This is a genomic window from Bradyrhizobium sp. Ses1 (assembly GCF_059512365.1).
In genome coordinates, this window is the sequence record NZ_JCAMOQ010000002.1 from 329,879 (window position 1) to 350,594 (window position 20,716).

Annotated in this window: 10 protein-coding genes; all 10 read right to left on the reverse strand. The window is 63.4% G+C overall.

Annotation, left to right across the window (positions count from 1 at the left end; genetic code table 11):
- Positions 1-39: 39 nt before the first annotated feature.
- The 10 genes from AC5ZG5_RS04450 to AC5ZG5_RS04495 all read right to left on the reverse strand — a co-directional run bounded on the left by AC5ZG5_RS04450 (position 40) and on the right by AC5ZG5_RS04495 (position 20,716).
- Positions 40-12,123, reverse strand: a complete 12,084-nt coding sequence (locus AC5ZG5_RS04450; protein WP_456641168.1) for a filamentous hemagglutinin family protein — start codon at positions 12,121-12,123, stop codon at positions 40-42.
- A gap of 164 nt (positions 12,124-12,287) precedes the next feature.
- Entirely contained in the window at positions 12,288-13,451 is a 1,164-nt protein-coding gene (locus AC5ZG5_RS04455; RefSeq protein WP_456641169.1) for a FecR family protein, read from the reverse strand.
- Positions 13,387-13,902, reverse strand: a complete 516-nt coding sequence (locus tag AC5ZG5_RS04460; protein ID WP_456641170.1) for an RNA polymerase sigma factor — start codon at positions 13,900-13,902, stop codon at positions 13,387-13,389. The genes AC5ZG5_RS04455 and AC5ZG5_RS04460 overlap by 65 nt, the downstream gene beginning before the upstream one ends.
- Positions 13,899-14,549: an STN domain-containing protein gene (locus tag AC5ZG5_RS04465; RefSeq protein ID WP_456641171.1), complete on the reverse strand. Its 651-nt coding sequence runs from the start codon at positions 14,547-14,549 to the stop codon at positions 13,899-13,901. The genes AC5ZG5_RS04460 and AC5ZG5_RS04465 overlap by 4 nt, the downstream gene beginning before the upstream one ends.
- A gap of 323 nt (positions 14,550-14,872) precedes the next feature.
- A complete protein-coding gene (locus AC5ZG5_RS04470) occupies positions 14,873-15,337 on the reverse strand; it encodes an Lrp/AsnC family transcriptional regulator (RefSeq protein ID WP_130222800.1) in 465 nt (154 codons plus the stop codon).
- Between the two features lie 252 nt (positions 15,338-15,589).
- Positions 15,590-16,351 (reverse strand): SDR family oxidoreductase, encoded by a 762-nt coding sequence (locus tag AC5ZG5_RS04475; protein WP_456641172.1) that lies wholly within the window; start codon positions 16,349-16,351, stop codon positions 15,590-15,592.
- Positions 16,348-17,859 (reverse strand): class I adenylate-forming enzyme family protein, encoded by a 1,512-nt coding sequence (locus AC5ZG5_RS04480; RefSeq protein WP_456641173.1) that lies wholly within the window; start codon positions 17,857-17,859, stop codon positions 16,348-16,350. Before AC5ZG5_RS04480 ends, AC5ZG5_RS04475 begins: the two co-directional genes overlap by 4 nt.
- A gap of 26 nt (positions 17,860-17,885) precedes the next feature.
- Positions 17,886-18,875, reverse strand: coding sequence for an ABC transporter ATP-binding protein (locus AC5ZG5_RS04485; protein ID WP_456641174.1), 990 nt, complete (start codon positions 18,873-18,875; stop codon positions 17,886-17,888).
- Positions 18,853-19,869, reverse strand: a complete 1,017-nt coding sequence (locus AC5ZG5_RS04490; protein ID WP_456641175.1) for an ABC transporter ATP-binding protein — start codon at positions 19,867-19,869, stop codon at positions 18,853-18,855. The genes AC5ZG5_RS04485 and AC5ZG5_RS04490 overlap by 23 nt, the downstream gene beginning before the upstream one ends.
- A 1-nt stretch (position 19,870) precedes the next feature.
- The gene (locus AC5ZG5_RS04495) at positions 19,871-20,716 is read right to left on the reverse strand and encodes an ABC transporter permease (RefSeq protein WP_456641176.1); all 846 of its coding nucleotides are present in this window, start codon (positions 20,714-20,716) and stop codon (positions 19,871-19,873) included.

Here is a 20,716-nt window from a genome sequence, read left to right on the forward strand (position 1 = left end):
CAACGACACGACATTCCCAGGCAGATCGCTCCATGCCAATTATGGAGAGCTTGGCGCGACGACCTGGCGGGTGAGCGCATCGCGCTCCAACGCCGTCAACTGCTTGGTGTCCTCCGCGGAAAATGTGCCGTTGCCAAGAACGCGGACCATGTTGTTCGGGTCATAATTGTTGCTTTGTCTGCCACGGTTCCGCTGTTGTTCGCTATTGGGGCGATCTTCCTCACTTCCTCCACCGAAGCCGAGGAACTCGACGATGATGATGGAGGGTTGCTCGCCGGCGCGCGCCTGCGGCACGGTGGCTTGCTGGGCTGCGGCGCCCGCCGTGTTCGAGGCTTCGGTCAGGCCGCCGATGTTGGGTGCCTGGACCTGCGGCACGCCAACGACGCCGCCTTGCGCCTGGATGTTGGCGGCGTTGACGATATGCAAGGCTGCGATGTTGACGAAGCTCGATGCGCGGATCCCCGCCTCGCCTGCATCGACGGTGCCGAGCGGCGCGACCAGATCGACCGTCCCGGGCGGCACCTCCGCGATCTGTCTCAGCGTCGCGATGCCGGCGCCGCTGGACGGCACGACCGGTGACACGGTGACATTGCCGTATCTGTCGTAGGCGCGTTTGGGCGGCGTGTAGATCACCGTGGTTTTGGCGCCGCGGCCGGCGTTGATGTCGCCTTCCGCCGACCAGACGATGATATTGCCGCCGAACGTGGTCATGATGCGCGACAGGCCAAGCAGCACGCTGCCCTTCGAATAGATCTGGATGTCGCCTGCCCCTTGCGTGATGAGGCCGGCATCGGCGCCCGGCGACAGCCCCTCGGTCCCGAGCGTGACCTCCCCGTTCGGCACCAGGAACTGGATGTCGCCGCCGAAATCGGTGTGCACATAACCGCTTTGAACGGTCGTCTTACCCGCGCCGGCCGCGACCGCCGCCGAGAACATCGTGATATCCCCACCATAGGCGGCATCGTTCGGCAACAACGTTGCAATCGCCTGGCGCCCGCGCAAATAAGAGCCGGCACGTGGGCCGCCATCTTCGTTGTATTCGCGCCCGCCTGCGGTCAGTTCGGCGTAATAGACCTGCCGCAGGAAGATGCGCTGCTGCGCTGCCGACAAGGTGAAGAAGTAACCGAGCGCATCGGCCTTGGACCCGCTATAGCTGAAGCGTTCCTTCAGCCAGTCATAAAGTTCATCCCCATAAGTCTTTGCCACCTTGCCGGGCTGATCGGCGAGTTTCCCCTCGCCCATGAGATTCTTCGGATCGAGATAGAGCTTCGCAAAACCGGTCCAGTCGACTTGTCCAACACCGATTTCGCCTGCGCCGACGCCGGCCTGCATCACGACACCAGCACCAGGCCGTTGGTCGCCCGCGAGCAACGGTCCGATGCTTTCGACCGTCGCGATTGACCCTTGATAGATGTCCTTGGCGGCTGTGATTTCGAGCGTACCGGGGCCGGCAATCGCCAAGCCTCCGCGCCACCCGTTGGTGGACGAGGGAGCGCCCGCATAGATGATGCTGCCGCCGGCCGCGATGGTGGACACGTCGTTCTGATCGGTGTGCAGGATCAGACCCATCGTATTGACGATATCTCCGCCTGCGAGCATCCGCAGCGGCCTTGCAGCCTGATAATAGGTGTTTGCAACGATGCTCTGATCGGGGGCGGTCCAGCTCTGGTCGACGATCCGGCCATATCTGATGCCCGTGATGTCGCCATTCACCGCATAGATGTGTGACGGCTTGCGTTGAGACGGATCGCCTTGGTCCAGCGGGGCTTTATTCTTCACCGTGCTTGAATCGAAGGCGAAGGGGTGCCCACCACTCGTGTAGGAATAGACGACAATTCCTCCACCGACTTGGTCAGCCGCATTCGCGTAATCGCCGAAATAGTTAGAGGCCGTGATGTTAAGCCCATCATTCAGAATCACCCAGGCCGGCTTGAACGGCGTCGCCAACGCCGTTGTCGGAGTCATCAAGGGACCCATCTCCTTACCGTCGCCGAAGATCGATCCTTGCGCCAGCACCTCGAGTTCGCCACTCGGTGACGGCAGCATGAGCCCTCCGCCCGGGTTATAGATATTGCCGTTCGCGGCGATCGCCCGCATGATCGTGGGCAGGTATCGGGAATAGGTTGCGCCGCTGCCCGGCTGGAGCGAGCCACCCGCGGCAAACATCTTGACGGCGGTTTGCCCCGTCCACAGCGTGAACCAACTCGCGCCGTCACCGTTCGTTTGACCGTTATTCGCGTCCGTCCAGGCCGTGAGGCCGACGCGGCCCGGATCGAGGATGGTTCCCACGGCCAGATCGCCACGCGCGCGAAGGTTGATCACGCTATCGCCCGGCGCGAAATCTCCGCCATACAGCGTGGTCATCGAATAAGGCGTCAGCGGATTGATCGGCCGCGGATCCGTCCCGTTATCGTTACGAATGTTTGTCGCGGTGAGACTGCCGAAATCTCCCGTCGCGACATCCATGGTCCCGCGCAGATTCACGAATTGGTTGCCGCCGGTGCCGATATCGCCCGCCTTCACCGACAGCGTGCCGCCGCCCGTCTGGACCAGGCTCCCATCGCCCATCACGCGGCCGCTGCCACCGACGGCGATGACCACACCGCGACCTGTGTCGCCGCCGAGCGTGCCGCCCGCTTGCAGCGTGACATTGCCGCCACCGAGCGTACCGAGGCCGGAGAAAGCGGACAGATTCAAAGCAGCGGCGTTATTGGTGTTGATCTGATCAAACGTATAGCTGCCGAAATTGATGCCCCATGCCGTGCGCTGGCCGATCTCCGAACCGCCCTGGCGCCACAGCCAGCTTCCAACCTCGTCCGCGCGCGACGTCAGCGTGCCCTTGACGTCGCCTTGCGCGGCAAGCAGGAAATCGCCGCCATGCTCGGTATAATACATGCGCTCCGAGCCGAGCGTCGCTTCATACGCGGCGTTTGCCGAGCCTAGCACTGTGTTATCGGCCAGCTTGCCTCGGCTCACATTGTAAGCATCGTTCGCCGCGGTGCCGGTCTCCCTAACTGCGGTGCCGGCGGTGTACACACCGAACAGTGACGCTTGCTCGTAGTTGCCGCCAGCCAGAATTTCGAGATCGCCGGTGCCGGTGCGCACGACGCTGACGCCTGACGTCGGCGTATTGCCGGCGGCAAGCGTGACCTGGAAAGGATCATTCAACACGACATTGCCCGAACCAGCGAGAGTGTTGGCGGTTTGCAGCGTGCGCGTGTCTGCGCTCGCAAGATCGGCGCCGCCCACAAGCCGCATCGACCATGATTGGGTGCCTGCCGCCAGCAGCGGCGAGATTGCCCAAATCCTGCGATCCCCCGGCCCGGTCAGATTCACGTTCGTCATGCCGGCCGGCAAAACCGTGCCGATCGGAATCGTAACATCCTGCGAGAACGTATACCCACCAAACACATTAAGCGCCGTCATCGGCGGCAGAGTCGTCGCCTTGATGTAGAGAGCTATCGAGTTGTTTACGACCGGCTGGTTGAAAGCAACGCCCGCTGAAAGTCTGGTGCCGGCAGGCCAGACTTCTCCCTTTACGAGCGAAGCTGTGGCCGTCCCCGCTTCGTGCAGAACCGTACCATCTGGGGCGATGATCCTGCCGCCAGTCAGGCTCCTTGGCGCGGCCGCCACCGTAAACGGCCGTGAGAGGACGACATCGACGGGAATAGGTGCCGAGAGCGTCGGGTTCGTCGTGATCTTCGTATCCTCAGCGATCGGCAGTGATATGTTGATCATGCCGGTGCGCGGGATGCTCGAGCCCTCGGCGAGCAGCGCGCCGTCCGCTGTGACCGTATAGTCGGAGGTGAGGAAACCTTGGGCCAGTACGGTCAGCGCGTCGGGCGATGCTGGCGGCGGTGCGAAACCGTCAGTGATGCTACCGTTGATCTTGAGATCGCTGGCGGCACGGACGACGAGCACGCCCGCTTCGCCGGACCCTCGCACCGCCGGATCGGCTTTTGGCCCATAGCGATAGTTGGAGAAATCGAGATCGCCTTTCGTCGACAGATCGCCGTCCGACGTGATGGCAACGCCCGGCCGCAGATGGAAGGCGGAGCCATAAGCCGCGAGCCCGGCAAGACGATTGTGCAAGTCGCCATTCTGGAGTGCCCCGTTGATGAATGCCTCACTGTCGGCATGCAGACCATCAAGGTAAGCCTGATCGATGACGCTGCCGCCTGGAAGTTCATAGGTGCGGAAGCCGTTCATCGCGATGCTGCTGCCACCGCGGATATCGAGCGGACTGCGCGCGTCGATGGCTATGTCGTTCGCGCCCGCGCCATCGCCATTCGCTCCGCCCCGACGCGGCGCGTTGATTTCCAGCTTGCCGCGCGCCACACTATCCGGCGAGGCCATATCGATGGTCGCGCCTGGCGCCAGCGTCATTGTGCCTTGCTTGGTCGTGAGTCCGACATGCGCGGTGTTGTTGGCCTCGATCGGCGCACCATAGCTGTCGGTCTGCAGAACAGAGTGATGCATATCGAGCACGGCGTTCCGCGTCAAGGTCAGATCGTCACGCGCCGACAGGCGGATGGTGCCGGGCTTCGTCCCGCTCGCATCGATCCTGCCGTCGACCGTGAGGCTGCCTTGATCGACGGAGACCGTCACATAGCGCGCCTTGACGCCGTTGCCGATGACAAGACTGCCCTGACGCAAATCGAAGCTACGCGCGCTGAAGAAGCCGGCGTCATTGAGCTTCGCGTTCAATGCGGCGAAATCGCCAAAATCCTGCGCCGCCACCGTGAACTGGCCGCTCTCGAAATCACCCGTCGACGCCCCCCTGATCGTGCCGCCGAACGAGACATGCCCATGTGCAGTGTCGATGGCCTTGGCCGTGATCGAGCCCGCGGCGTTGTTCACCGCCGAAACATCGATCACCGAGCCGGCGCCCTGGATGATATCGCCGCTCGTGCCATTCAGAACGAGATCGCCGCCCCAGCTATATTTCGTGACTTCGAAGAAGGAAATAGCACGGCCTGACAGGTCGATCACCGCGTTTCCGCCGAGCACGACGTCATGCGCGGCGTTGAACGTCAGCTTGCCGGAGGGCAAGGCAAAAGCGGTATCGACAAAGACGCTGTCACCGCCAAAGGAAACAGTCCCGCCGAGATCTGTCACGCCGCGTGTGTCCGCGGGCGCGGCCCCAGCCGGCGGGACCAGACGCAGAGCGCCGCCCGCGGTGACATCGAGCTTCGCGCCATTGCTCGCCGTGATCAGCGGGGCCGCGATGGTGAGATTCCCGCCCTGCAAGGCGCCCTGACTGTCCTGGCTCAAGCCCACTTTGAACGCGCCATCGCTGTTCGCGGTGACGCGCCTCAACGCCGTCAGCGTGACATCCGAGAAGCCGAGCGCGAGACGATTCAGCGTTGCGCCATCGGTCGGCTTGCTCTGCGAAGCGTCGTAGCCGAACAGAACCTCGTTCGCCGTGATGGCGAGATGCCCCAATCCCGTGCCGGGACCGCCGGGCATGACGCTGGCCGGCGCTTGGCTGCCATACGGAGCGGCAGTGCCGGCGCGGATGCCGTTCCAGATCAGCACATCGGCCTTGATGCTCGCCGTGTCGCTTGCGGAGCCAAGACCATAAATGGCCGGTGTGTTGAGAACGAGCTTGAGCGGATCCCCCGCCCCCTCCTGCCGCGTGGTGTCGAGCGCGGCGCTGCCGACCAGATTGAACGCGCGGTTTGCCGTGAGAATGAGTTGCTCAAGCGCGGGGACACCGGCGGTCGTTGACGGCCGCAGGAGTTTGTCGAGCACGCTCTGGGTGAGGTTCCAACCCGAGGGAAGCTGGCCCGCGGCCTGCGCCGCGGCGAGCGCAGCCTCCGTGCCGGCATTGACCTGCTCCTGTGTGACGTTGAGATAACGTGCGCCGAAATTGACGTCACCCATGGTGAGCCCGCCCGGCCCGGCCAGCACGACACTGCCGTCGGTGAGCAGCGATGCACCGCTCGCGATGTCGATCTTGCCGGGGCCGACGGCATTCAGGAATTGGAACCATCCATTGGCGATCGCGAGCACGGCCGGACTGGCATTGGGATCAGCGCCCGAATAAGGGCTTATGTTGGCATAGACATAGCCGAGCGTGGAATCGACGTTGTTGCTGCTCAATCCACGCGTATCGATGGTCGCGCCGCCCGCCATGTTGACGGCCTTGCCGACCAGGAACACCTGGCCCGCACGGATGGTGGCGCCATCGAGCAGGTTCACGGCCGCAGTCGAGCTTGCGTCGAAATAAATGTTGGCGCCGACGCCGGGTTTGTCCTCCACGAAGAACATGCTCGTGCCGCCCAGCAAGAGCGTCGATGCCTTGAAGGCATTGACGTCGTCGCTCGATATGGATGTATGCCCGGCAATAGGCGCGGCCCCTGGCGCCGTGATGTCGAGCACGGCAGGACCCGACGAGACGCTCGCCGGCTTGATGATCAGCGTGCCGTCAATACCGCCCTTGGCACCATCGAACAGCGCGGTGCCGGCGAAGGACAGCGACTTCATATTATCCAGCTGCGGCAGGAGACTGATCTCAAGTACCTTGCCGTCCTCTGGCAGACGATGCCGAAGACCGTCGAACTGGGCCGCCTGCGCGCGCTCGAAATCGCCATAGCTCGTCTCGTTGTACTGCGAATAACGGCGCGTGTTCTGGCCGGAGCTGAGGATTACCCTGGTCGGAAGCGCGTCCTGAATTCCGGTCTTGGCGACGCCGAGATAGCCCGATGTGATGACGGAGCCATTGCCGATGGTCACGGGCGCAATCGTGGTGGCTCCCGTCGAGCCAAGCTCGACGCGATAGCCGCCGGGCAGCAGCGCATAGCTGGAGGGCAGCAGCGTATAGGTGCCCGCCGGCAGTCCCGGCACGCCAGAGGGAAGCGTGATCTGCTGGCCAATCGCCGGATCGCCAGCGCCGTTGGTTGCGATCGCTGGCGCATAATCAGCGGCGTAACCGGGCAGGATCGCATAGACCTTGTTGCCGGAGGCGCTGTAGCTGTTGACCGGATTGGCATTGACGAGCGCTGTCTTCAGCACATCGACCGAACCGCCGCGGCCGGAAATGAAACCCACGCCGGTGAGCGCGCCGCCGCCGGTGAGATCGAGCACGGCCCCGACCTCGCCCACGACCGATGCGGCGTTGATCGAAACGCCGCTCGAGATCTTAATGCCGTGCTGGTCATCATACGACGCGCTTGCCAGATTGCGCAGCGTGCCGTCCGCGCCTTGATAGGTGATCCCGTCCGAGGTGCCTCCAAAGGGCATGATCAGGCCGGCCGCGCTCGCGGACGTAATGCTGCCGCTGTGGAACGTGATACGCGCGTTAGGCGGCACGGCATTGGCCGCGGACTGATCATAAGTGTTTAACCAGATATGACCCAACGGCGCGCGAAGAACGCCGCCTTGGTCGATGTCGACGGCGAAGACGGCGAGACCGCCGAAGACCGAAGCCGGGACCACCGGTGTCTGATCGTCATTGCGGCGGATGGTGAGACGGGTATCTGGGGCATAGCCGCCATTGTCCAATCCGGCCCGCTGCCCAGCCCTGATGATGGCGACCGCGCCGCTCAGAGGATAAATCTGATCCGCGATCAGCGTGAGATTGTAGGCGTTGAGGCCGCCAACCTGTTCGCTTTGGTCGGCACGGATTGTGGCATCACCAACGCGAAGATCACCGCGGCTTTGCAACGTCACCTGGTCAAAGCCATAGGCGATGGCATCTCGGATCAGCCCTGAGCCATAGCCTTGCTGGGCCGTCGCGCCGAAATGAATATCCCCGTAAACATCGATGAGATCGGCGGAGATCGTGAAATGGCTGTCCTTCGCGATCGATTGAGGAGCACCAAGAAGGAAGCCCGACCCCACGTTGATGCCGGGATAATACCCCTTGATATCCCCAACCTGTGCCGGCTTTGTCCCGCTGTAGTTAAACCCTTCCAGGCGGACGTAAGGCGCCGCAAGGCGAATGTTGACAGCGGATTGATCGGAGGGCGCCGTTATCACACCGCCTGACAAGCGGATGCTGCGCGAAAGCTGAAGATCGATATTGCCGCCAAAAACAAAGAGATCGCGAGTCGAGAGCGAGAGCGATGCAAATCCACCCGCCTCGATCTGGTCGACACCGACCACGGTGCGGCCGAATTGCAGGGCCGGATCTCCCTCACCCGGCTTAAGATCGGCGCTGAGGCCACTGCGACCCGCATACTGCACGAGGGTGATATCGCGCGACCTCTGGAAGGCTTCCGTCAAGTCGCCGGCGGCATAGGGCGAACTCGCGGTGGGTTGCCCCAGCGTATAACCTCGTTCAGCCATTGTCAGACTCAGCGCGCCGCCGGAGGCGCCGCTGCCGCCGCTTGCTGCGCGCAAGGTGCCGTCGAGCGTGATGCCGAAGGCGGAATAGAGCGAGATCGTCCCGCCATCGCTCGCGGCCGGCGTCGAGACATAGCCGTTGCCGGTGGAGACATCGACCAGCGCAGAGGTGCCTGATGCATCGATCATGGCGCCGGGACGAAGGATCACAAAGGCGTCGCTGACAACGGGCACGCCCGCGTTGTCGAGCGCGCCCGTCCCGCCGATGCGGATCGTGCCACCGTCCGGCACGGCTGCGTAGGAGACGCCGCGCTCATCGCGTCCCACCGCGCCACGTGCGGAGACATCCAGCACCGCGGCGTTGCCGATCCAGATCGACCGCGTCAGGGCGAATTCGCCATATCCGGAATTGTACCTGGTGTCGCCGGGCGCGTCCTGCAGGCTCGTGATCAGGATATTGCCGGCGGGAGCCGTGATCGCGCCGTCGATGACGGTCTGGCGATTGGCGAAGATCGAGACGGAGCGCCCCGCATCGACATTGATCGAGGCGCCTTTCGCCAGCGTGAAATCATGCAGGCTCCAGAGCGTCACATCGGCGCCGACGCGCTGCGTGACGCTATGCGCGACGGGGTTGATGATGAAGCTCGGCGGCGTCCACAGCTCCGCGGCATCCGCGACAGGGCTTCCCGTCGCCGCGTCATAGCTCTTGTCCGTGAAGCGATAGACCGGCACCTCGACGTCAAGGCGCGTTCCCTCGCCGATCTCCATGCCAGTGTTGCTGGAGATCTTGTACGCGGAGAAGCCGGACCGGAACAGCTCGGGGTCGAGCACCAGCGCATCGGCCACGGCCTTGCCGATCGCGATCGCCTGGCCCGCATCCAATGTCAGCGTGCCGCTGCCGCCAAAACCATACGCGCGGATAGCGCCCTCAAGGATGAGCGGATTGGTGAAGAACTGCGTCGAGGCCAGATGCGCATAATCATTGGCGACGAGGCTGACATTGCCGCCCTTGCCGCCTTTGGTTTTGCCATCCACCAGGATGGCGCCGCCTGACGACACGTCAATGAGCGAACCCTTCGAAAGCGTGATGCCGCCTGTGGTCGAGACGGTGAAATTTCCGCCATCAAGATGCGCGAGACGTGATGAATCGGTTTGCGTGTCGCGCTGTTCATTGGTCCATAATCCGCTGAGATCAATGGCGATCCCCTCGCCGATCGTGACCTGCGAATTGCCGTTCGCGTCGTTGAGCGCCCACCATTTCGCGTTCTGCCCCTGGCCGAGCACGGCATGCATGAGATTGGTCAACGTAATACTGCCGCCATGAGCCGTGACGTCTGCGCCGATATCGACATGCGGCGCCGCGAAGGTCACCTCCGCGCCGGGCGCAAGTTCAAGCGGCGCCTCGACAACGATTTCCTTGCTGCTCGCAAAGTTGAGACCGCCCAGCTTGGCGGCATTGATCGCGTCCGTATCGAACAACGCGGTGCCGATGCGGCTGTCAGGCAACGGCGATTTGTCGTTCAGCGCCTCAGTGATATCAGACACACGGCCAAAGACGACCCGCGCAGCGGATGCATCGGTGAGACCGATACCCGAGTAGCTGCCCAGCGCAAGCCTGCCCTCGAGCGGCGCGACGTCCTGGGGCAGCTTGTAGCCGTCGGCGGTGCCGGAAGGCCGGTTCCCGGTCTGGCGCTCACCCTTCACGATGTCGGCGAGGATGGTGGCTTCGAAGATCGACGTCGGCGTCGACAGGATAAGGGAGCCGGCGTCGCGGCCGACGGTGTAGCCATCTTCCCAGCGGGTGGAGACGCTGCCCTTGCCGAACGGGGACGTCCAGATCTCGGTCAGCTTATCGTAAACCTTGCCCTCGACGTAGTGCTTGCGCACATAGCCGCCGCCGAGCGCCATGAACTGCATATCGGCGCGCGCATTATTGATATTGTAGGTTCGGCCGTCCGCCCCGAGGAAGTTGGTGGTCCTGATATAGCCGCCCTCGTAGCTGACCGAGCCGCCGGAGACGTCGAACACTGCCCCCTTCTGCGCGACCACCTCCGGCGCCGCCAGCGTGATGGTGCCGCCGAGCGCCGTCCATTCCCCGATGCGATGGGCGGTATTGGCGAGATAGCCCGAGACCTCGAGCAGACCGCCCGGCGTATAATAGCGGTCGGTCGCATAGCCGCCTGTGCCAGCCGGCACCAGCACCAGATTGCGCGCGTCGATCCAGACATCTGCGTTCTTCAGATAATCCTGATCGCGATTGACCGGCGAATCGCGCAGCTCATTGCCTTGCACGTTGACCATGATGTTGTTGGCCGACATCGGCAGCAGCACGCCGCGCACGCCCGAGACATCGATCACCGCGCCATTCTCGGCGAAAACGCGGCGACCGGCGCTGACGGCCACCTGGCCACCTTGCGCCTGCATGATAGAGCCATCCTTGAAGACCACGTTGCCGCCACTGACGATCTCGACGCGGCCTTGGTCGAGCCGATCGGCGAGCAGCGAAAGATTGTTGAACTGGGCGTTGGCGGTCGGAACGTGGGTGAAGGCGTTGGAATCGGCGATCAACTGGTTGCGCTGGCTGTCGAGCGCGGTCTCGGCGCTGCCGAGCTCGGGCAGGATGGCGGTCAGGCTGCCGCTGCCGAGCGTGACGCTACCAGCAGCATCGGAGGCAGCGTTCAGGAGATGGATGGTGCCGCGGGTGTTGACCGAGGTAGTGGCAACCAGCACGCCGTCCTGGCCGACGCTGCGGCCCGCGAGTGTGATGTCGCCTTGCTGCGCGAAGATCAGGCCGGAATTGCCAACGACCGCAAGCGCATCGCGGACGATCGGCGAAATCTCGTTGCCGTGCGTGGTCGAGGCCTGGTTGGCGTCGGTGCCGTAGCCTGGCCGCAGCAGGAAATCGTTGCCGGCCGCAAGCTGCACCTGACCGCGCGGCGCGCTGATCGCGCCGGCGTTGCTGACCTCGGTGCCCATCAATAGGACGAAGCCGCCGCCCTGCTTCGCCGACGACGGCGCGCGGGTCGAGATCAGCGCGCCGGCCTCGACCTTCACGGCCCCACCAGCATCGGTGAAGCTGGGCACGTATTGGCCGCTCTGCTGCCGCGAATAGATGCCGCTGGTGAGGAACTGGTCGTTGGTGATGTTGGCGGTCGACGCGATCAAGCTGCCGACATTCACCTGGCTCGCACCGCCGAAGATGATGCCGTTCTGGTTGATCAGATAGACCGACCCGTCGGCCTTGATGTTGCCGAGGATCTGGCTCGGCGATGTGCTGCCGACCACGCGGTTGAGCGCCACCCAACTGGCGTTGCCCTGCTGGTCGAAGATGAGCGTGGTGCGCGCGCCGACGTTGAACGAATTCCAATTCAGGATCGCCTGCGCCCGGGTCTGCTGGATGCCGACCTGGGTCTGGCCGCTGGCATCGACGGCCTGCGTCGGCGCATTGGCGCCCTGCCATCCAGCCGCCGCCTGCAGGCCGCCCGGCGCCAGCCCATTCGGCACAGCGACCTGCGGCAGCGTCGCGGAGCGCTGCGCGGCCTGCGCCGCGCTGCGCGCCGCGTCCTGCACCGCCTGCATCGCCTGGATGGCGCGCGTGGCCCGCGCCATCGCATCCTGGCTTTGCTTGGCGACCGTCGCCGCGTCCTGCGCCGCCGACTGCGATGCAGCCATCGCCGCCGCCGATGGTGTCGGTGCCTGTCCGCCTAATGGACGTGCCTCCACTGCAGTATTGGCCAGGAACAGCGCCACCACGCTGACGCCGGTTCGCAGCGCCGCGTGACGGGCATGGCGGCGCATGGGACCATTAGCGGTCGAGGGTGAACGGGCGGACATCGGGCGGCTCCTTCAGACGACGGTACGCCCCTGACGCTGCAGCCGGAAGTCGCCGCCGCCTCGGGGATCAAGAGAGGTCTCACCGCTAAGACCGAATCCCGAGTGGCCGTTGACTACGCTTTCGGAAGATTTTTTTGAGAAATTTTTTACCCGTCCCGTCCGAATCAGCTCAGCAGCACGATTCCACCCGGCAACCGCTGCAGTTTTGCGCCGAACGCGCGCCCCAATCCCAGCAGCGCCTCATTCATCTGATCGATACGAAAGCGACCGCTGAGCTGTTTCTGGCCTAAGGCCGCGTTCATCAAGATGATGTGGCCGGGCCGATATCGATTGATTTCTTCCACGGCTTCGACGAGCGGCGTGCCGCGGAATTCGACGATGCCGCGCTGCCACTCCGAGGCTAGCTGCGGATCGACTGCGGCAATCTCGCTCAGTCCCGCAAGATCATAGCGCACGCGCTGGCCAGGTCGCAGGGCCACAACGTCGGCTCCACGTTCGATCCGCACCGCGCCGTCGAAACAGGTCACGCTGACCGGGGACCGCTCGCCGCTTGCGGTGTAGCGGACATCGAACCGGCCGGATTCGGCGATCGTCCTGCCGTGCGCCGCCAGGACCACGAGCGATCGCGCCGGGCGCATCGATGTTGCAAACGATGCTTCGCCGGAGATCAACTCGATGCGATCTTCGATTCCTTCCGCAGGACGGACGGCCAGGCTCGTCTGCGTGTTCAGGCCGATCGTCACGTCGCCGGCGAATGTGACATGGCGTTGCTCGCCGGTGCCCGTGCGGTAATCCGAATTGAGTTCGGACAATGACGGCCAAAATCCGAACGGCGGGTTGAGCACGCCGTAGACCGACGCCGCGGCAAGTGCCGCGACGCCGGCGCTCAATACCGCGCGACGGTTCATCCTGCGGCGCCGTCCCAGCGCATCGAGCCTGGCTAGGAAGCTTTCACCCGGACCCGACAGAGCATCGCCGGCGACACCAGCCGTATGCCATAGGCGCTTCGTCTCCAAAAAGGCTGCTTCATGCAGAGGACTGCGCGCGCGCCAGAGTTCCAGCGCCGCTACGTCCTTCGGCGTCATTTCTCCGGATGTGAGCTTCTGCAGCCAGTCGACCGCTTCCCGCTCCACCGGATCCAAACCAGGGTGTGCCTTGCTCATCTCAATGTTATGCCTTTCGCCGCTGCCTCCGTGAGAAAGCAAGCGACGATCGCAGGAATTCTTACCTCTAAGACGATTCTCGGCGACCGAAAGTGCACGCTCAACCCTTAAATTCCTTATAGCGCGCCAGGCAATGTTCGAGTGCCAACCGGAGTTCTTTCGCAACGAGTTGCCGGGAGATGCTGAGCCGATCGGCGATTTCCTGGCGGGGAACATTGCCGAGCCGGGCCGCCAGAAAGATCACCCGGCGCCGCTCGGGGAGTTCGTTGACGATCGCCTCGAACGCCTCCAGGTCAGACCGCGCCAACGTGGTTTGCTCAGGCGTCGGCGCATGATCGGGCAGCTCAAGCAGGCTTTCGATCTCGATCGCCGATATGCGTTGACGCCGCTCCATCCGGCGGCGATCCTCTGCCACGTTCAGCGCGATCCGGAAAAGATAGTTGCGCGGGCTTTGTACGGCGCCAATCGAATCCGCGCGCGACAGGCGCAACCATGTATCCTGCATCGCATCGCCGGCGAGATCGGCCGAGCCGAGGCGTTGAGTCAAACGCGCCTTGAGGTCGTCATAGCGATCGACAAACAGCCGGCGGATGATCGTCAAGGCGGTCTCGGTCATGGCCGGGTCCCAGCCGATCGGAGGTTGGGATCGGCCTTGCCGCACCCCTGCGCCACGCCGGGTCCTTGCGGTACAATCAAGATCAAGACCGGCTGCAGAAAGCCCGCCGGCGGTGGCTCGTCGAAGCGCACGCCGCGCAAGGTCGCATCAATCCGGTCATCAGCGTCAGGCTTGCCGGTGGACCCGATACGTTGGGATCTCTGGACGGTGCCGTCTGGCGCGATCCAGAACACAGTGGCGAAGCGATAGCTGCCCGGACGCGCGCCGCCCGATCGGCAAAGAGCATCCGCAATGCTCGCCTGAATCTGTCCATAGTAACGCCGATGTTCTGGCGATCGTGTTTGCTGCGCCGCCTGCTGAGTGGCGAGTGGCTCCGGCAACAACACGAAAGTCGTCTCGGCCACGAACTCGGCAGCCAAACCGGTGCCGGACAAGAGCTTTCGGAGCGCCTCGTCCGGTGCAAACACGCCCTGGACATCGCCGGAGAGGCGGCCGGCCGCAAGGCTCGTGTCGTAGAGGGCGTCGCGTCCGGTCGCATCGACATAGCGATTGAGCGCGGCGGCGAGTGGTTGCGAGGGGATATTGAATTCGATCGGCGCATTCGCTGGCCTGGTCTGAGCCGCGGCCACGTCGATACCCGCAGCCATGCCCGCGACGGCCAATGCGCATGCCCAAGCTGCCAGCCGTCTATTGGCCGACGTAACGACAACACGCTTGGCGCGATCCGGTCTGAGTTCGGCTAGGGCCGATCGAAGCATCACCACTGTCCCCGCCCACGCAGATCAGGACAGCCGTTCCAGCTTCCCAGCGCTACGACCTGCCCGCCGACGGTCCAAATTGCGCGTCAGCGCACATCCCAAGCCAACGCGCGGCGGACGCTAGTGACGTAATATTACGGTTTGACGACAGCCATAGCCCCTAATCCGCCTCGACGATCCAGCCCAGACACGCGGGTGCCCGCCTCAGTCGCTCACGCGAGATTCGCGAGTGGCAATTCGGTGGTCGACTTGATCTGCTCCATTGTGAACATCGATGAGACGTCGTGCAGGTCAATCTTTGCGATCAATCGCTGATAGAGATCGTCATAGGCGCGAATGTCAGACACGACGGCTCGGATCAAATAGTCGACGTCGCCGCTCAAGCGATAGAAATCCACGACCTCCGGAAAGCTCGTGACGATCTTCCGGAATTTCTGCGCCCATTCCGCATTGTGCTGGTTGGTCTTGACGGCGATGAAGACGCTGACGCCAAGGTTCAGCTTTTCCGCGTCCAACAGCGCCACCCGGCGTTTGATGTAGCCGGAGCTCTCAAGCTTCTGGATCCGCCGCCAGCAGGGCGTCGAACTCAACCCGACCCGCTCGGCAATCTCCTGCATCGAGAGGCTGCTATTCACCTGCAGCGTCGCCAAGATCTTGCGGTCGAAGTCGTCGAGCATGCAAACCTCCGAATCCAGGAGGGAAAAGAATGTTTTGGTTGCGATGAAACTTGTTTGAAGAATATTATTGTCATGCACGCGCTGCGGCTAGCATGAACTTTCATCAGGCGCTGTACAATCTCGCGGCAGCGTGTAGCGTCCCCGCCGCAAGCGAGGCCCCCCTCTTGGGAAATCTGCTGATGAAAAGCCCGCCAGGCGAGGCATCGGACGGCTAAAGCGGCCAATCCTTGCCTGTTCCGGCGGCAGTGCGGCTTACAGCCGCTGGCCGCCGCTGGCGTCGATCTGTTGGCCGGTGACCCAGCCACCGTCGTCGGACGCCAGGAACGCGACGACTTTTGCGATATCGGCCGGCTGGCCGACACGCCCAAGCGCGATCGAATTGACAACTTCGCGGCTGGCGACGGGGTCGCGCGCATTCGCGTTCATGTCGGTCGCAGTGGCGCCCGGCATCACGGAGTTCACCGTGATTTGCCGCCCGCCGAGATGAACAGCGAGCAGGCGGCTCAACGCCTCCAGGCCCGCTTTTGTCGGCGCATAGCCCGCCATGGCGGGGTACGCGGCGCGCGTTCCCATCGACGAAATGTTGATGATGCGGCCACCATCGCGCAAGTGGGGCAACAGAGCCTTGATCAGAAAGAACGGCGATTTGAGATTGGTCTGCAACAGAAGCTCGAAATCTTCTTCCGTGATCTCCTCGATCGTCGCACGCTTGCCGACACCGGCATTGTTGACGAGGATATCGAACGCCGTCTTGCCGTATCGCTCGGTTAGTTCCGCAGTGAACCTTGCGGTGAGCGCCGCAGCACCGCTTCGCGCCGATAGGTCCGCCTGCAATGCAAACGCAGCCCCACCGGCAGCGACAATCTCGTCGACGGTAGCGCGCGCGGCATCCTCGGCAGAGTGATAATGAACCGGAACGATCGCACCGTCCCCGGCGAGCCTGAGTGCGATCGCCTGCCCGATGCCGCGGCTGGCGCCGGTGACCAATGCAATCTTGCCTGCCAGCGCGCTCACACCGACCAGCCTTTCGCCGCCTCGAGTTGGCGGGCGCGATCAATCAGCGATTTGCGGTCGATCTTGTTGGTGCCGGCCCAGGGCAATTCATTGACGAATTCGATGCGGCGCGGATGTTGATAGGCCGGTCCATTGGCAATCGTGAATTTCCGGATATCGTCCACGGTCGGCTTGGCGTCGGCGCGGGTGACGATGAAGGCGACCGGGACCTGGCTGCGCTCCTCGTCCGGCAGCGGCACCACCACCGCCTGCTGCACCTGCGGATGACGCTCCAGCAACTTCTCGACCTCGCCGGGATAGACGTTCTCGCCCGAGCAGACGAACATGTCGTCGGCACGGCCGACGAAATAGTAGAAGCCGTTCTCGTCGCGACGCATCACGTCGCCGCTGTAATACCAGCCGTCGGTGATCGCCTTCGCCGTCTGCTGCGGCAGGTTGTGATAATGATCCATCAGCGCAGGATTGCGCATCAACAGCACACCCTCATTCTCGGTACCATTGATGAGCTTTACTGCCTCGGGATCGATGGGATAGCCGAGCGCGAGCGGTGGCGTTGGAATGCCCTTCGGATGCGGTCCAAACACTGCCGGCCCGGCTTCGGTGGTGCCGTAGCCGATGGAGAGCGTGACGTTCGGCAGGACCTGCTTGATCTTGTCCCACAGACCCATCGTCATCGGCGCCGAGCCAAGCATCAATCGCCTGATCGATGTGATGTCGTTCTGAGCCAGCAACTCGCGCTCCTTGATCACCCGCGCCCACATGGTGGGGACGGCCGTCGCCGCCGTTGCCTTGTATTTGGCGATCGCCTCGATATAGCTCCTGGTCTCGAACGATGGCAGCAGCACCACGGATGCGTTGGTCGCAAAGATCGTCTTGGTCGCGAACAACCCATTCATATGGAACAGCGGCTGAGCGATGATGTAGCGTTCATTTTCGTTGAGCGCTCCGCTGGTTCGGGTGGAAAGCGCCCAGAGCTGACCGAGATGCGACAACGGCACGCCTTTCGGCCGGCCGGTCGAGCCGGAGGTGTAGAGCATCTGGCCCACTTCGTCCGGTCCGGCCACGACACTATCGAAGGACTCGAAGGGCTTTATGCTCGCAGCAAAACCGTTCGGGCCGGCGTCGTCGAAGTCAATCACCGGAATGCCCTCGCGCACCTGAGGGCGGTTCGCAGCGTCGACAAAGGCGAGCGCGATCTTGGCGTCATCAATCACATAGTCGATGGTGTCGCGCGCGACCTTGATATTGACGGGCACTGCGATACAGCCCGCCCGCATGATGCCGAAATAGGCCGCGACATATTCGGCGCGATTGAATGACAGGATGGCGATATGAGTGCCGCGGCAAAATCCGCGGTCTGTCAGGTACTTTGCGACGCCGTTGGCGAGCTGATCTATCTGCCGGTGGGTATAGATTCTCGGGCCACCGGGCAAAGCGAGATCGATGATCGCTTCCTTGTCCAGATTGCCCCTGCGATCGATCAGATCGCCCAAATTGTGCCAACGCATCGGCGGAACTCCGTCCTTCGTATCAGCTAACTGGCCGCACTCACTGCCCGCGGCAGTTCGGCGGGCTGCTCAAGCAAGTCGTAATGGCAGGCCACCATTCGGCCGCCGGACACCTTCCGCAGCAGCGGCCGCACTTTGCCGCAGCGCTCGCGCGCCATCGGGCAGCGCTCATGGAAGCTGCAGCCTTGGGGTGGATTGAGCGGGCTCGGCAATTCGCCCTGCAAGACCTGCTTGGCGCGGCCGCGCGCCAATCGTGGATCGGCAATCGGCGCCGCCGCCAGCAGGGCAAGCGTGTAAGGATGCGCCGGCTGCCGCCAAATCTCTTCACCGCTGCCGCTTTCGACGATGCGGCCGAGATACATCACGATCAGCCGATCGGAAATATGCTCGACTACGGAGAGATCATGGGAGATGAAGAGAAAGGACACGCCGGTCTGCTGCTGCAAGTCCTGCAGCAGATTGATCACCTGCGCACGGACGGAGACGTCCAGCGCCGATACCGGCTCGTCGCAGATGATGACTTTCGGCTGCAACGCGAGCGCACGCGCAATACCGACGCGCTGCCGCTGGCCGCCGGAGAACTCGTGCGGATAGCGGCGCTCGGCATCCGCCGGGAGGCCAACCTGCCTGATCAGCTCGGTAACACGATCGCGGATGTCACGGCGTGACCAGCCGGCGACGCTGAGCGGCTGGCCGATGATGGTGCCGACATCGTGGCGCGGATTGAGCGAGCCATACGGATCCTGAAAGATCATCTGCATGTTCTTGCGCACGGACTTGAGCTGCCCGCTTGACATGCTCGTGATGTCCTGCCCGTCAAGCACGATGCGGCCATCGGAGCTCGGCACCAGCCGCATGATCGCCTTGCCAAGGGTCGACTTGCCGCAACCGGATTCGCCGACCAAGCCGACGGTTTCTCCGTCTTCGAGCTCAAAGCTGACGTCGTCGACTGCGCGCACAGTGCCCTGCGCGGTCTGGTACTGAACGCAAAGGCTAAGTACGGACAACAGCGGCATGTCGCGACAGCTCCTCTTCGGCGGCGAAACACGCGGCGGTGCGCCCCGGCAATAGCGGCATCAGGCCGGGCCTCTCCGCACCGCAACGATCGAATGCGTCGGGACAGCGGTTCTGGAAGGCGCAGCCGGCCGGCAGATCCGACAGCGGCGGCACGCTGCCCCCGATCTCCGCAAGTCGCGTGCCGCCCCGGCGCGTCGCCGAAGGCGTGGCACCAAGCAAGCCGCGGGTGTAGCGATGCAGCGGCCGTTCGAATAGCGCCTCCACCGGCGCCTCCTCGACCTTCCGGCCGGCATACATCACCACAACACGGTCGGCGGTCTCGGCCACGACGCCGAGGTCGTGCGTGATGATGATCAGCCCCATGCCCGAACTCGCTTGCAATTCCTTGAGCAAGGCAAGGATTTGCGCCTGGATCGTCACGTCGAGCGCCGTGGTCGGCTCATCGGCGATCAGAAGCTTCGGCCCGCAGGCGATCGCCATCGCGATCATGACGCGCTGGCTCATGCCGCCGGACATCTGATGCGGAAAATCGTTTAGCCGGCGCTCGGCATCGGGGATGCGCACCTGCCGCAGCAATTCGACGGCGCGGGTATGCGCCTCTGCGCGCGAGACGTCATTGTGCCACCGGATCGCCTCGATCAACTGGTCGCCGACGGTGGTGACCGGATTGAGCGAGATCATCGGATCCTGAAAGATCATCGAGATGTCCTTGCCGCGGACCCGCCGCATCTCGCGATCGGACAAGGACGTCAGCTCGCGGCCCATGAAACGGACGCTGCCGCCGACGATCTTCGCCGGCGGACATGGCAACAGCTGCATGACCGCGAGCGCCGTCAGCGATTTGCCGCAGCCGGATTCGCCGACGATCGCTACCGTCTCGCCCGCCGCGACCGTCAAAGACAGCCCATCCACCGCCGGCAGCACGCCGCGGCGCGTGAACAACGACACGCTCAGCCGGTCGATCTCGAGAACCGGGCCGTTGCCAGCCACCATGTCAACGATCCCTGAGTTTCGGATTAAGCGCATCGTTGAGACCATCGCCAACCAGGTTGAGCGCCAGCACCGTGATCATGATCGCAAGGCCCGGCACGGCGCAGATGTACCAGGAGGTGCGGATCAGGGTCCGGCCATCGCCGATCAGCCGCCCCCAGCTTGAGACGTTGGGATCGCCGAGCCCGAGGAACGACACTGCGGATTCGAACAACACGGCGCCGGCTATCACGAGCGAAGACAGCACGATCACCGGCGGCAGCGCATTCGGCAGGATCTCGCCAAGCATGATGCGCAAGTTTCCCATGCCCATGGCGCGGCAGGCCTGCACGAACTCGCGATCGCGTAGCGCCATGAATTCCGCCCGCGTCAGTCGCGCAATTGGAGTCCATGTGACGATGCCGACAGCGACCGTGACATACTCAATCTTCTGGCCGAGGATCGAGACGATGGTCAGCACGAAAATCAAATTCGGAATGGTCTGAAACAGCTCGGTGAAACGCATCAGCATTTCATCGATCCAGCCACCGAAATAGGCGGCGGTGGCGCCAATCGTGATGCCGATCAGAGTCGCTGTCAGGCTCGCGCATAGCCCGATCAACAACGTCGTGCGCGCGCCGTAGGCGATCATCGCCGCGATGTCCCGGCCAAGCGAGTCGGTGCCCAACGGGTAGCGCGAATTGACAAAGGGCCAGATCTCGGGACGGCCGACGATGCGCAAGGGATTGCGCGGAAACAACCAGGGCGCCGCCAGGGCGACGCCGACCACGACAATGACCAGCAGAAGACCGATCAGCGCGGCGCGGTTGCGCGCGAAACGGCGGGTGAAATCGATCGCGAGATTAAGCAT

What these genes read in the sequence shown, in the direction of transcription:
- AC5ZG5_RS04470 (WP_130222800.1), bottom strand. Translation starts at nt 15,337, where the DNA reads ATGCTCGACGACTTCGACCGCAAGATCTTGGCGACGCTGCAGGTGAAT.
- AC5ZG5_RS04485 (WP_456641174.1), bottom strand. Translation starts at nt 18,875, where the DNA reads ATGCCGCTGTTGTCCGTACTTAGCCTTTGCGTTCAGTACCAGACCGCG.
- AC5ZG5_RS04450 (WP_456641168.1), bottom strand. Translation starts at nt 12,123, where the DNA reads ATGTCCGCCCGTTCACCCTCGACCGCTAATGGTCCCATGCGCCGCCAT.
- AC5ZG5_RS04490 (WP_456641175.1), bottom strand. Translation starts at nt 19,869, where the DNA reads ATGGTGGCTGGCAACGGCCCGGTTCTCGAGATCGACCGGCTGAGCGTG.
- AC5ZG5_RS04480 (WP_456641173.1), bottom strand. Translation starts at nt 17,859, where the DNA reads ATGCGTTGGCACAATTTGGGCGATCTGATCGATCGCAGGGGCAATCTG.
- AC5ZG5_RS04460 (WP_456641170.1), bottom strand. Translation starts at nt 13,902, where the DNA reads ATGACCGAGACCGCCTTGACGATCATCCGCCGGCTGTTTGTCGATCGC.
- AC5ZG5_RS04495 (WP_456641176.1), bottom strand. Translation starts at nt 20,716, where the DNA reads ATGCTTAATCTCGCGATCGATTTCACCCGCCGTTTCGCGCGCAACCGC.
- AC5ZG5_RS04465 (WP_456641171.1), bottom strand. Translation starts at nt 14,549, where the DNA reads ATGGCTGCGGGTATCGACGTGGCCGCGGCTCAGACCAGGCCAGCGAAT.